This window comes from Thalassospira sp. MIT1004 (genome assembly GCF_001858545.1).
Classification (GTDB): domain Bacteria; phylum Pseudomonadota; class Alphaproteobacteria; order Rhodospirillales; family Thalassospiraceae; genus Thalassospira; species Thalassospira xiamenensis.
Genome location: NZ_MCAO01000044.1, coordinates 82561 through 95537 on the forward strand (window position 1 = coordinate 82561; position 12977 = coordinate 95537).

A 12977-nucleotide genomic window follows, 5' to 3' on the forward strand; every position below is an offset into this window, starting at 1 on the left:
TGACAACTGACGCAGGGAACAGACCCAATGAAGTCCTTCAGAGACAAGAACTTAAGAACCGCCCTTCTTGGCAGTGTTGCAATGATTTTCGCAACATCACCAATGCAGGCTTTCGCACAACAGGCCAAAGACGAAATCCTTGTTGATCCCATCGTGATCGAAGCCGACCAACAAAGTGAAACAGCAACGTCACCTGTTAAGGGATATGTTGCAAAGCAAAGTGCAACAGCAACCAAAACCGGTACCGCGATCTCGGAAACGCCCCGCGCCATATCGGTCATCTCAAAAAAAGAGATCGAAACACGCCAAGCCCAGACCGTTATGGATGCCCTTAAATATTCGCCGGGCATTCAACCGGATTTGTATGGTTACGACACCCGCTATGACTGGTTCAAGGTCCGGGGCTTCGCCCAACAGGACATAGGCCTTTACCGCGATGGTATGCAGCTTCGCTCATCGGGTTATGCGTCATTCAAGCAAGAGGCATATGGGGCAGAACGGATTGAACTCCTGCGTGGCCCGACATCGGTTCTTTATGGTCAGAATGCGCCGGGCGGTATCGTCAACGTCGTTTCCAAGCGCCCTCATGCAGACATGCTGAACGAAGTAGAACTGCAAACCGGCAGCTTCGATCACAAACAAGGGGCCTTTGACATCGGCGACAAGCTGGTTGAAGACGGAAGCGTTCTTTACCGCGTTACAGGCCTCGTCAAAGATTCCGGCACCCAGACCGATATGGTCGATGACAAAAGGATTTATCTTGCGCCATCGCTGAAATGGGAAAATGACGACACTTCCTTGACCCTTCTCACCCATTATCAGGAAGACGATACCGGCTCGGCAAACAACTGGCTGCCCGCCGTCGGAACAATCTTTGGCGCCCCCAATGGTGCAATTCCAGTTGATGTCTTTACCGGGGAACCGGCGTTTGAGGGCTACAAGCGCATTCAGTATTCACTCGGTTACGAGCTCAGCCATGACTTCACGAATGATCTTACATTCCGCCAGAACGCGCGATATGCCTTTGTTGATGTCGATTACAAAACAATCTACGGAAACGGCTGGGCAGATGTAAATGCTGGCACGCTAAATCGCAGTCTCCTGCGCACCGACCAGAATGCACATGCCATTACAATTGATAACCAGCTGGAAACCCGGTTTGAAACCGGAACTGTCAATCACACCCTTCTGACCGGACTGGATTATCAGCATTACATCTATGATCGTTATGCCGCGTTCGGCAGTGCGTCAGCGCTAAACGTCTATAACCCGTCCTACGGCGGAACTCTGTCTGCCCTGACGACTTGGTACGATGACGATGTAACGCTTCGCCAGCTTGGTGTTTATGCACAAGATCAGATCGAGTTTGATGAACATTGGGTATTGACCCTTGGCGGTCGCCAGGACTGGTCAGACGAGAAAAAATACGACAACGCCAATAACGGCGCAGAGAGCAGCAAAAACGATCATGCCTTTTCCGGTCAGGCCGGGCTCGTTTACAAAACCGAACTCGGCCTTACGCCATATATCAGCTACTCGGAATCCTTTACCCCCGTCGCCAGTCAGGGAACACAAAACTTCGATCCTGAAACAGGTCAGCAATACGAAATTGGTGCCAAATACGAACCTGAAAGCTTCGATGGCCTGTTAACCGCTGCCTTATATGATCTGCGCCGTCAAAATGTCACGACAACCGACCCTGACGATACAGCACGTAAAATCCAGTCAGGCGAGGTCCGCTCGCGCGGTATCGAACTGGAAGCAACCATTGAGCCTTTTGAAGGGTTGGTTGGCAAAGCTGCATACAGTTTCAACGATGCCGAAGTCACCAAAGACAACGATGGCTATCAGGGCAAAGCCCCGGTCGGCGTTCCGGAACATACAGCATCTCTTTGGGCTGATTATACGTTACAGTCCGGCACAATGAGTGGCTTTGGGTTCAATGGTGGCGTTCGCTATCTCGGTAAACAGTACGCTGATCAGTCAAACACCGTTGAAGTCCCGTCAACCACTCTGTTCGATGCCGGCATCCACTATGAGATTGAAGGCTACCTTCTGGCATTGAATGCGACCAACCTGACGGATGAACGTTGGGTCGCAAGTTGCTCGGGAACAAATGCCTGCTACTACGGTCAGGGACGCACGATTCTCGCCACGGTCAAATATCGCTGGTAGTCAGATTGCGAAAGACTTCGTAAAACATAAAAAGCACCGCCGGAAACGACGGTGCTTTTACTTTGTCCACATATACCGGACCCGGATCAGAAGTCGTATTCCAGTTCGGTATCCCAATACAAAAAATCCCGCCAACTTTCGTGAAGATAGTTTGGCGGGAAGCGGCGTCCGATGGTCTGGAGTTCGTGCATGCTCGGCTGTTCGGGGGTCCTGCGCAGCCGGAGTCCGGCTTCCCTGATCGATCGGCTACCCTTGAAAAGGTTACAGTCCGAACAGGCAGTCACAATATTGGACCAGTTCGTTCGCCCGCCCCGCGACCTCGGAATGACGTGATCGAATGTCAGGTCACTGGTCGGCAGACGATCCCCGCAATACTGGCAGGAAAACTGGTCGCGCAGGAAAACGTTGAACCGGGTAAAGGCCGGGCTGCTTTTGAGCGATACATATTCCTTGAGCGATATGACACTCGGCAGTTTCATTTTGAAAGACGGGGAATGGACTTCGCGATCATATTCCGAGAGAACATCAACGCGTTCCAGAAACACTGCCTTAAGCGTATCCTGCCAGGACCACAAGGACAGCGGGAAATAGCTTAACGGCCGGAAATCGGCGTTAAGGACAAGTGCCGGACACGCATTGGGCGATAAATGCATATCATCCGCTCCACCGTGTTTACCGAGTCGCACCCACTATTTAGCAGGTTCGCGAATCGCGGGTGATGAACATATCATGACGTTTCATCAATCCATGCGACGCGGTCACGTAAATCACTGATAGAGAAAAGTATAGACCAATTTTCGCAAAGCGCAAATCCCGCTTGAGGCCGAGTCGCAAACATTTACGCAAAACCGGCGGCACCAGGTACGACTCGCAATCAGGCACATCAACACCCGGACAAACAAAAAGGCCGCGCATCGATGATGCACGACCCTTTTATGGCCCCGGAACAGGGCGATCTGAAATCTTTGAAAAACGAAAGGCCCGCAATCGCGAGCCTTCGTAATTCTTAAAGCAAAAGTCTGCCTTAGGCAGCTTTCGCTTCAACAGCTTTGGCGATCTGGCGTTTGACTTTCACCAACTCTGCCGACAGCTTGGAAGCTGCTGTGCCGAGCACATATGCATCCAGACCACCACGTTTTTCAATGGTGCGGATCGCATTGGTGGTCAGACGCAGACGCACCGAACGACCCAGCGCTTCGCTCAGCAGCGAAGCCGGCTGAAGGTTCGGAAGGAAACGACGTTTGGTGCGGTTGTGGGCGTGGCTCACATTCATGCCGACCAAAACGCCTTTGCCGGATACCGGGCAGCGACGTGCCATGACCTGATCTCCTGGTCTATAATTCGCAAAAGGACGCTTGGCCTGACAGGCAGGCCCGCGCTTGGAGCCGGGTTATTACCGTCTCTGACAGATGCCGTCAAGCCTTCATCCACGCTTTTACGCGACAAAAACACCTGTTTTGCGCAATCCGTTCATATTGCATCACGCAAGGACGGCTTTTCCCATCTCAACCACACGGAATCAAGCGATTTTCCCGGGCACACAGCCATACCCCCGGTTCGGTTTGGCAATTACATCACGATGATGCGACCCGATTCTGGACGGCATCCGGCAAAGACAAACATATATAAAGTCGGGTTCAGGCCTTCTCGCTGCCCATATTGGCTCTTTGACGTTACGTTCTTTATAAGGATTCAGAAGATAGAGGCCAGAACACCCAAGGTCACCCAGATTGATCCTTGTCAAAACATCATCGCGCATTCGGTGTTAGCGTGCCGTCATAGTTATTCCGCACACGCTTGGGGAGCACTGCGCATGATGAAAACCGATTCCAAGGTATCCTTGCCCCTTTTGGGCATTCTGCTGGTCGCTGTGATCGGCCTTGTTTTGTATCTGGCCGGTTATGTGCTTGCGCATTTCGGTGTGCCGATTGCATCGGTCTGGATTTACGTCGCACTCGCACTGGTCCCGGTCGTCTTCCTCGTGCTTCTGGATTTCAGTCGCTGATCCTGCGCGCTGTCTGCAAACAATAAAACGGCCTGCCAGTTTCGGCGGGCCGTTTTATTGTTTGGAGGGCTTTCGCCTGAAAAATCACGATCAGACGGCTGAACCTCTTTGTTGCCAATGGGGATTTTCACAAGGCCCCGCCGACGGGCGGGCAAAGAAATATCCCTGATAGGCATCAACCCCCATCGCCGCAAGTTCGCTGCGTTGCTGCTCGGTCTCAATACCCTCGGCAATCACATCAAGACCGAACCGATGCGCAATCAGAATGGCGCCTTCGATCACCGCACGTGAATTGACATCCATTTTCAGGATGAAAGATTTATCGATTTTGACCGCATCGACGCGGATCTGATGCAGGCGGGAAAGCGATGAATAGCCCGTACCGAAATCATCAATATGAACTTCCACTCCCTGATCATGCAGATCAGACAGGACTTCTGAAATCAGTTGTGTGCGCCGGATATCAAAGATCGATTCTGTCACTTCAATAGTCAGACGGTTGGCCGGCAGACCCGTTTCAAGCAGCAGATTTTCCACCATACGGGCAAAACGCGGCACAACAATCTGACGCACCGATACGTTAACCGCAATCTTGGGCCCACCGGCAAAGCCGGACCAGTCCAGAATGGTTTTGCAGGCTTCGCGCATCACCCATTCGCCGATATCGACAATCAGCGCCGATTCCTCAGCAATCGGAATAAACTCGTCTGGTGCTACACGGCCTAGCTCTGCACTTTCCCAGCGCAACAACACCTCATAGGCGGTAATGTCGCCCGTCTTCGCACTGACGACCGGCTGATATTCAAGAAAAAGCTCATTGGCGGACAAAGCCTGACGCAGGGCCTGATTGATCGCCAACCGACGTTCCTGCTCAACAAGCAACTTGCTGTCATAACTTTGCACGCTGCCACGCCCGGACCGCTTAACCTCGGCTGCGGCCAGATCGGCCCAATGGATCAATTCCGCAATCTGCGGGTTCTCCTCCATGCCAAATGCCACACCAGTGCTGAAACCGACATGCAATGTCTGCCGTGCGATATGGATTGGCCGGTTAACCGCCGCCCGGACCTCGGCGATGGTTTGGTCCACCAGCTGATGCAGATTTTCCGGCTGATCAGTCAGAATCATGATGAATTCATCACCACCCCACCGCCCGACAGCATGACGATCATCGACATATTCCCGTAAACGGTGCGAAACTTCCTTAAGCACCATATCACCGATCGCATGACTGAGCCCGTCATTGATCTGTTTGAAATGATCAAGATCAATGAACAGAACGGCATAGGCACGATTGCCCCAGCTTGCGCGCGCTTCTTCAAACCAGGAAACGATGCCATCACGGTTCAGCAATCCTGTCAGGGTGTCGCGCACCAGAAGATTGCGAAGTTCACGGGTTCGTTTCGCCACCCGAGCTTCAAGTGTCGCATTCCAGTTCTCGGTTATCCGGTTTTTCTCGCGCAGGTCGTCAACCAGAGAGTCATTTTCGTGCTTCAGCACAAGCGACCGATACAGAATACCGTGATTATTGCGATGGGTGATCATCATGACGGTTACAAAGATGAAGCCAAGCCCCGACAGAACGTAATTCGGCTCCGGCATGACAATCAGAACAATACAGGCAGGCAGTAGCAACATCAGAAGATAGAACCGGCCGACCCTGAAAACAGGTGCAAGAATTCCTGTCGCGCCACCGGCAAGCCCCGCCAATATGATCAGGGTTACGAAACGGCTTTCATTACTTTGCGTTGGCAAGTCAAAGATTGACGCCAACGCCCAAAGGATAGCGCCGGAACAAACACCACAGGCATATCGCATAAACCATCTATGGAATTCCGCATCATCAAATGCCGAAACCAGCCGTCGTTCGACATGATAGCGATACCCGATAAAAAGCCGGATCACCGTCGTTGCAAAAATCACGCAAATCCAGACGGTCATGCCAAATGATAGTTCGGATTGAAACCAAAGCGTCCCGACAAGACCACTTCCGGCCGACAGATTGACAAGGACGTTCGCCCAGTTGTTGCGATAGGCAAGATCAAGAAGGTCCGCGCGAACCTTCTTTTGCAATTTCGGCCCTGCTTCGGTCCCGTGTCCGGGTTCCCAAAGCAGCCGTTTCAAGGTGTCAGCCATCCTGGCTGTGAACTGCCCCATCCGGAAATTCCGTTATAGCCGTTTACACGCTTAACAATCGGATGCGCAACATTAGCTATTTGGATGGTAAGCAGTCACCCTAAATAATTCCAGATAGAAAGTGCGGTTTTTTGAAACAATACCCCTTGTAAGCCCCAAAGCCGACCGGGACCCGGTTTTGCCCCGGTCGGCTTTCGATGCCAGATCGTCAGAATATACCCTCAGAATATCTCGAAGACTTGCCCGGTCTGAAGACCCTCGACCGATTTGGCATAGCCAAGGGCCGCACGTGCCGCCGGAACGGGATCATGCCCGCGGAAATACGGTGCGTAGCCTTCCATGGCCTCAAGGATCACACCGGGGCTGACCGCGTTGATGCGAAGCCCCGGTTTCATTTCGATTGCAGCAGCCCGCACAAAAGACTCGATTGCGCCATTCACCATCGAGGCCGAGCTACCGTAACGGATCGGATCTTTGGACAGGATACCAGTGGTCAGCGTGAATGATGCATTGTCTGCCACGTGATCACGCCCAACCAGCACCAGATTGACCTGCCCCATCAGTTTGTCATTGATCCCGATGCGGTATTTGTCATCGTCCATTTCGGCGAAATCACCGAAATGAACCTTTCCGGTCGCAGAAACAACCGCATCGACTTTGCCAACCTTTTCAAACATCGCACGGATTGATGCGATATCCGTCAGGTCAACATTAACGTCTCCACTTGCGCGGGACGCACGGATAATGTCGTGGCGTTGGGACAACTCGGAATCAATCCCGCGCCCGACAATCCCCGATGCGCCTACCAAAAGAACTTTCATCTGATCCTCCATCCTTGGAAGTGCTTCGATGGAAGGATTGTCTCATGAGACAATTGCAAGGATAATCTGGTTATTTCCAAACATTTTGTTTAATATTCTAAACAATGAAAGATTATCTGAATGAAATGCGCAGCTTTGCGGCCGTCATGGAAAACGGTGGCTTTACCCACGCCGCCAAGGCACTTGGCGTGTCCAAGGGCCTGATCAGTCAGCATGTCAAAAGACTGGAATCAGAGCTGGGGGCACAATTGCTGTTCCGGTCAACCCGCAAGGTAGAACCAACCGAAATCGGGATTACATTTCTGGGTTACTGTCAGAATATCACCCAAAGTGCCACCGCCGCATTCGAAGCCGTCGAGGCTCTGCGAGGCGAACCGGTCGGCACCGTTCGCATTACGGTTCCCGTTTCCTTCGGCGAGATGTTTCTTGATGACATCATCGTCGCATTTCAAAAAGCACATCCGCGCATACAGATCGAAATGGAACTGGAAAACACCTTCCGCGCGCTGCAATCTGCCCATATCGATATCGCCATTCGCGTCGGATTAACCGACGACCCAGAACAGGTTGCCATTCCGCTGGGTCAATTGTCCGAACTGATCTGCGCAAGCCCTACCTACTGGGCAAAGCACACAAAGCCCGACACACCCGCCGATCTGGGAAATCACAATTGCCTGCTGAATTTTCAGTACTACAAGGACGGCAACTGGGTTTTCTTTTCCGATGATGGCGCACAATCAGTTCCGGCACAGGGCAATCTGCGCCTTAATCATTATCCGCTGTTGCGCAATGCCGCGATCCGCGGATTGGGCGTTGCCCGGCTGCCCCGGTATGTTGCCCTTCCGGCAATCTTCGACGGATTGCTTGAAACGGCACTGGATGGCTATTCATCGCCGTTACGACCGATCTATCTGGTTTACCCCTATCAGGAAAACCTGCCGGTCAAAAACCGGTTGATGATTGATTTTATTCGCAGCTGGTTCGTCGAACGTCCTGACCTTCTGGAAACCAGAACGACGTCGCCTAGACATATCCGCTTAGCGCAATGACCTCTTGGGCGGTCATGCCCTCGTCACGCATGGATCGCAGTGTTTTTGATTTGTCGCGCTTGGCAAACCGTTTGCCATCCGGGCCCGTAAGCAGGCCATGATGATGATATTCAGGAACATCATACCCCAGCAATTCCTGTAACAGGCGATGCAGGTGGCTTGCAAAAAACAGGTCTTCGCCGCGGGTGACAAGGTTGATACCCTGCAAATGATCATCATGGATTACCGATAGATGGTAGCTTGTCGGCGTATCCTTGCGCGCCAGAACAACATCGCCAAATATTTCTGGCGTTGCATCCTGTTTGCCAACCTTGCGGTCATACCACGATAACGGGCTGGCGACCTGTCTAAGGGCACGCACCATATCCAGACGCAGCGCATAGCTTTCCCCCGTCGCAACACGATCTGCGCGCTCGGAAGCACTCCGATTACGACAGGTCCCCGGGTAAAGCGCACCATCCGGCCCATGCGGCGCATTTCCAATCCGCGCGATTTCTTCCTGAATGTCTTTTCGCGTGCAAAAGCACGGATAAAGCAGCCCGGCATCGGTCAAACGATCCAGCACCTTCTCATAATCACGGAAATGCTGTGACTGAATGCGAACAGGTTCTTCCCATTGAAGCCCCAGCCAAGCAAGGTCCTCAAAGATCGCATCAACATATTCCGCGCGACAGCGGGTTTGATCTATATCTTCGATCCGCAAAAGGAAACGGCCATCCGGCCCGGCCTGTTTTGCGGAAAACAGGGCCGAGGCCGCATGGCCAAGATGCAGAAACCCGGTCGGACTGGGGGCAAAGCGGGTAATGGCTGTCATAACGGCCCTATCCCCATGACCTACCAGCGGTCACGATCACCCGTCGCCTTGTCCTTGGCGGTATCCGCAGGCACATGACGCATCGGACGTTTGGGTTGACGCCCCCCCTGTTCATCGAACAGATCGGACAATTCACGCAACATCGTCCCGCCAAGTTCTTCGGGGTCGTTGATCGTTACCGCACGCTGGTAATAGCGGGTCACATCATGTCCGATCCCGATCGCAAGCAGTTCAACTGGCGAACGGGTCTGAATCCAGTCGATGACCTCGCGCAGGTGCCGTTCAAGGTAATTTCCGGAATTCACCGACAGGGTCGAATCATCGACCGGTGCCCCGTCGGAAATCACCATCAAAATCCGGCGTTGTTCCGAACGGCCCAGAAGGCGTTCGTGCGCCCAAAGCAGGGCTTCGCCGTCGATATTTTCCTTAAGCAATCCTTCGCGCAGCATCAGGCCAAGATTCTTGCGCGCGCGCCGCCACGGGGTATCGGCCGCTTTATAGATGATGTGTCGCAGGTCGTTGAGACGGCCCGGTTTTGGCGGCTTGCCACTTTCAACCCATTTTTCGCGCGATTGCCCGCCTTTCCACTGACGGGTAGTGAAACCAAGGATTTCGACCTTCACCCCGCACCGTTCAAGGGTACGTGCCAGAATGTCGGCCGATAGAGCGGCAATCGTGATCGGTCGCCCGCGCATGGAACCGGAATTATCGATCAGCAGCGTCACGACCGTATCGCGGAAATCTGTATCCTGTTCCTGTTTGAAGGACAGCGAGGTCGAAGGTGTTGAAACAATACGCGCCAGCTTCGCCGCATCAAGGATGCCTTCTTCAAGGTCAAAGTCCCAGCCACGATTTTGCTGCGCCATCAGGCGGCGCTGCAACCGGTTGGCAAGGCGCGAAACGACATTCTGCAAATTCGCAAGCTGCTTATCGAGCATGGCGCGCAGACGCGAAAGCTCCAGGCCTTCGCAAAGCTCGTCGGCAGTTACGATTTCATCAAATTCACGCGTAAAGGGTTCATAGCCGCGTTCAATCGGTTCGTTCCGACCGTCAAATTCAGGCTGTTCACCGGGTCCGGCAGGCTGTTCTTCCTGTGACATGGCTTCAAGCTGCTGGTCATCGATATCGCCTTCACCGGCTTCGGCTTCTTCGGTACCGGCATCCTGCTGCTGATCATCACCATCAGGTTCGGACTCGTCAGCCTGCCCCTGCTGGCCACCCTGACTGTCAAGTTCCTCGTCCGGGTCGGTTTCGCCTTCTTTTTCGTCCTCATCCTCGCCGTCATTTTCAGGCGGGGCTTCGTCGATATCATCTTCAAGAGACAAATGATCAAGCAGGCGGCGCAATCCCCGCGCAAACGCATCCTGATCGTCAATCAGATCGCGCAGATCGTTCAGGTCTGTACCGGCATTTTCTTCGATATGGGCACGCCACAGATCGATCAGCGGGCGGGCCGATGACGGGGCGGGTTCACCAGTAAAAATCTCGCGCGCCAGCATCCCGATTGCATCAGCAAACGGGGCATCTTCGCGCGCCGTCAACCGATGGAAGTTTTTGGCACGGCAATCCTGTTCGGCATGTTCACGCAGGTTCTTGCGGACCCCCGGGAAATAACGCGAACCAACTGCCTCGCAACGGGCCGTTTCCAGCGCGTCGTAAACGGCCTGTGCCTCGGCGGTTTCGGGCATACGGCGGGCATGAAGGGCCACATCATGGTGACGCAGTTTCAACGCCCAGCCATCGGCAACCCCGCGCAGGTCGGCAACCTCGTCCTTCGGCAGCGCCTGTTTGGGCATCGGCAGGCGCACATGTTCGCCATAGCCACCTGCCCGACCGCCTTTGACAAAGCCGACTTCAAGATCATTGCGTCCGGCAAGCGCGCGAAATGTCGCCGCTGTGCCGCGCAAAAATCCGGAAAGCGCTTCATCATTCTTCATTGCTCTACTCGCTTCTGGAATCAGGTCGCCGATTTGCTTTAACAATGGATGATCCTAACGGACCATCACATTGATGGCTTCTTCGGGAAGTTCCTCGCCAAAGCACCGCTGATAATATTCAGCAAGGATCGGGCGTTCGACCTCGTCGCAACGGTTCAGGAACGTCACGCGAAACGCATAGGAAATTTCCCCGAAAATCTCGGCGTTTTCAGCAAGCGTAATAACGGTACGCGGGCTCATGACAGTCGAAATATCGCCTGCGACAAATCCCTGGCGGGTCAGGTTGGCAAGGGCAACCATGGCCTCGATCTTCTTGCGGCCTTCGGCATTGCCGAACGACGGCACCTTGGCGGTCACAATGTTGGTTTCATCGGCAACCGACAGATAGTTAAGGGTCGCAACAATCGACCAACGGTCCATCTGGGCCTGGTTGATCTGCTGGGTTCCGTGATATAGGCCCGTGGTATCGCCAAGGCCGACCGTGTTTGACGTCGCAAACAGGCGGAAATTCGGATGCGGATGGATGACCTTGTTCTGATCAAGCAGGGTCAGCTTGCCATCGACTTCCAGAACACGCTGGATAACGAACATCACATCGGGACGACCGGCATCATATTCATCAAAGACCATCGCGACCGGACGTTTAAGCGCCCAGGGCAAAATGCCTTCGCGGAATTCCGTGATCTGTTTGCCATCGCGCAACACGATGGCATCTTTGCCGATCAGGTCGATACGCGAAATGTGGCTATCAAGGTTTACACGAACACAAGGCCAGTTCAGACGTGCAGCAACCTGTTCGATATGGGTCGACTTACCCGTACCGTGATACCCTTGGATCATCACGCGGCGGTTATGGGCGAAGCCCGCCAGAATGGCCAACGTGGTATCGCGATCAAACCGATAGGTCGGATCAATCATGGGAACATGTTCGCTGCCCTGGCTGAATGCCGGAACCTTCATGTCGGAATCAATCCCGAACGCTTCACGAACGGAGATTTTGATGTCTGGTGCATCCAGCGGATGTTCGGCGGCTGCACCTGTCGCTTCGTAACCTTGGCTCATAAGTACTCGCGCATTTGTCGGACCGGTGACGCGGTCTCGTTTGAAACTAGCTCATTAATAGCGGCTAAGATGCGCGTGACAAAGGGAAGATGCGCAAAAAAAATCTATCGCCGCCAATGGATCGAACAATGAAAAGGTCCGCGGCACGAATTGCAAGGCAGATTTTATCAAATTTCGCCCGATACCAGTCTCTGATTACGTGGAAACACGTGCTTCCAGATCACGGATGTATCTCATCAGCGACGAATAGGCTGCACTGATTTTCTTAAAGCGTTCTTCCGCAACCTTGTCGCCGCCATTGGCGTCGGGATGATATTTTTTCGAAAGCGCCTTGTATTTTGACTTCAGCTCGTCCTTGGAAAACGGCCAAGGAAGATCAAGCGTTGCCATGGCCTGTTGCTGTTCGGATGGCATGCCCATAGCCCCCGCGCGACGCTGGGCATCTTCGCTTTTGCGTCGGCGATCCCCCGCGGGGTCACCCCCTGGGCCATGATGGGTCGGATCACCATCTTCATTAAAGAAGCCGAAACCGTCGCTGAATTTGAAGTTGAACGGTTTCTTGGCACCGCGAATATGCCCGAACCGCCATGTCGGGCGTTGCCAATGGGTATCACGCCGGACATCGTTTTCGATGTCTTCGGCTTTCATGCCCTCGTAATAGTTCCAGGACTTGTTGTATTCCCGGACATGGTCGAGACAGAACTTATAGTACTCGCGAAGCTTGCGGTCCTTGGGCGCACGAAATTCCCCATGACCTTCACATCCCGGCCATTCACATACGGGCAGGTCTGGTTCTTCATGGTAAAGGGTTTTGCGTTTGTTGCGTTGGCCGCGGTTCATCTGCGTTTATATGTTCTGATCATCAAGCTTCGCAATATCATACGAGCCGTTTTAATGCGATAAAAGGCTTGAAAAACTGCCATCGCGTGCCACAACGGTGCCAACAGTCAGATTTTCGCATTAATTCATGCGAAACAC

General features: G+C 53.3%; 11 protein-coding genes. 3 read left to right on the forward strand and 8 right to left on the reverse strand.

Going from position 1 to position 12977, the window contains the following annotated elements; translation table 11 throughout:
* Positions 1-27: 27 nt before the first annotated feature.
* Positions 28-2175, forward strand: coding sequence for a TonB-dependent siderophore receptor (locus tag BC440_RS17855; protein ID WP_071240824.1), 2148 nt, complete (start codon positions 28-30; stop codon positions 2173-2175).
* Positions 2176-2261: 86 nt separating this feature from the next.
* Here the strand turns inward: BC440_RS17855 and BC440_RS17860 are convergent, their stop codons facing one another.
* Together BC440_RS17860 and rpmB are read right to left on the reverse strand one after the other, a co-directional pair.
* Positions 2262-2828: an HNH endonuclease gene (locus BC440_RS17860; protein ID WP_007089028.1), complete on the reverse strand. Its 567-nt coding sequence runs from the start codon at positions 2826-2828 to the stop codon at positions 2262-2264.
* A gap of 371 nt (positions 2829-3199) precedes the next feature.
* A complete protein-coding gene (gene rpmB / locus BC440_RS17870) occupies positions 3200-3493 on the reverse strand; it encodes a 50S ribosomal protein L28 (protein ID WP_037990572.1) in 294 nt (97 codons plus the stop codon).
* A 495-nt stretch (positions 3494-3988) separates the two neighbouring features.
* Here rpmB and BC440_RS17875 point away from each other — a divergent pair, with 495 nt between their 5' ends.
* Positions 3989-4180, forward strand: a complete 192-nt coding sequence (locus BC440_RS17875; protein WP_007089031.1) for a hypothetical protein — start codon at positions 3989-3991, stop codon at positions 4178-4180.
* 90 nt (positions 4181-4270) lie between these two features.
* Here BC440_RS17875 and BC440_RS17880 read toward each other — a convergent pair whose 3' ends face one another.
* Positions 4271-6304: a bifunctional diguanylate cyclase/phosphodiesterase gene (locus BC440_RS17880; RefSeq protein ID WP_247643600.1), complete on the reverse strand. Its 2034-nt coding sequence runs from the start codon at positions 6302-6304 to the stop codon at positions 4271-4273.
* Positions 6305-6537: 233 nt separating this feature from the next.
* A complete protein-coding gene (locus BC440_RS17885; protein ID WP_071240826.1) occupies positions 6538-7137 on the reverse strand; it encodes a short chain dehydrogenase in 600 nt (199 codons plus the stop codon).
* A gap of 125 nt (positions 7138-7262) precedes the next feature.
* Here BC440_RS17885 and BC440_RS17890 point away from each other — a divergent pair, with 125 nt between their 5' ends.
* Positions 7263-8186, forward strand: a complete 924-nt coding sequence (locus BC440_RS17890) for a LysR family transcriptional regulator (RefSeq protein WP_175484507.1) — start codon at positions 7263-7265, stop codon at positions 8184-8186.
* Here BC440_RS17890 and gluQRS read toward each other — a convergent pair.
* The 4 genes from gluQRS to BC440_RS17910 all read right to left on the reverse strand — a co-directional run bounded on the left by gluQRS (position 8161) and on the right by BC440_RS17910 (position 12839).
* Entirely contained in the window at positions 8161-9000 is an 840-nt protein-coding gene (gluQRS, locus tag BC440_RS17895; protein ID WP_071240828.1) for a tRNA glutamyl-Q(34) synthetase GluQRS, read from the reverse strand. The two genes, BC440_RS17890 and gluQRS, sit on opposite strands and share 26 nt — an antisense overlap.
* A gap of 20 nt (positions 9001-9020) precedes the next feature.
* Positions 9021-10937 (reverse strand): cobaltochelatase subunit CobT, encoded by a 1917-nt coding sequence (gene cobT / locus BC440_RS17900; protein ID WP_037990567.1) that lies wholly within the window; start codon positions 10935-10937, stop codon positions 9021-9023.
* Positions 10938-10991: 54 nt separating this feature from the next.
* A complete protein-coding gene (gene cobS / locus BC440_RS17905; protein ID WP_071240829.1) occupies positions 10992-11999 on the reverse strand; it encodes a cobaltochelatase subunit CobS in 1008 nt (335 codons plus the stop codon).
* 195 nt (positions 12000-12194) lie between these two features.
* Positions 12195-12839: a J domain-containing protein gene (locus BC440_RS17910; RefSeq protein WP_007089038.1), complete on the reverse strand. Its 645-nt coding sequence runs from the start codon at positions 12837-12839 to the stop codon at positions 12195-12197.
* Positions 12840-12977 lie beyond the last annotated feature (138 nt).

Bases quoted from the DNA above. Each gene is read 5' to 3' on its own strand.
- BC440_RS17855 (WP_071240824.1), top strand. From the start codon at position 28: ATGAAGTCCTTCAGAGACAAGAACTTAAGAACCGCCCTTCTTGGCAGT.
- BC440_RS17860 (WP_007089028.1), bottom strand. From the start codon at position 2,828: ATGCATTTATCGCCCAATGCGTGTCCGGCACTTGTCCTTAACGCCGAT.
- rpmB (WP_037990572.1), bottom strand. From the start codon at position 3,493: ATGGCACGTCGCTGCCCGGTATCCGGCAAAGGCGTTTTGGTCGGCATG.
- BC440_RS17875 (WP_007089031.1), top strand. From the start codon at position 3,989: ATGATGAAAACCGATTCCAAGGTATCCTTGCCCCTTTTGGGCATTCTG.
- BC440_RS17885 (WP_071240826.1), bottom strand. From the start codon at position 7,137: ATGAAAGTTCTTTTGGTAGGCGCATCGGGGATTGTCGGGCGCGGGATT.
- BC440_RS17890 (WP_175484507.1), top strand. From the start codon at position 7,263: ATGCGCAGCTTTGCGGCCGTCATGGAAAACGGTGGCTTTACCCACGCC.
- gluQRS (WP_071240828.1), bottom strand. From the start codon at position 9,000: ATGACAGCCATTACCCGCTTTGCCCCCAGTCCGACCGGGTTTCTGCAT.
- cobT (WP_037990567.1), bottom strand. From the start codon at position 10,937: ATGAAGAATGATGAAGCGCTTTCCGGATTTTTGCGCGGCACAGCGGCG.
- cobS (WP_071240829.1), bottom strand. From the start codon at position 11,999: ATGAGCCAAGGTTACGAAGCGACAGGTGCAGCCGCCGAACATCCGCTG.
- BC440_RS17910 (WP_007089038.1), bottom strand. From the start codon at position 12,839: ATGAACCGCGGCCAACGCAACAAACGCAAAACCCTTTACCATGAAGAA.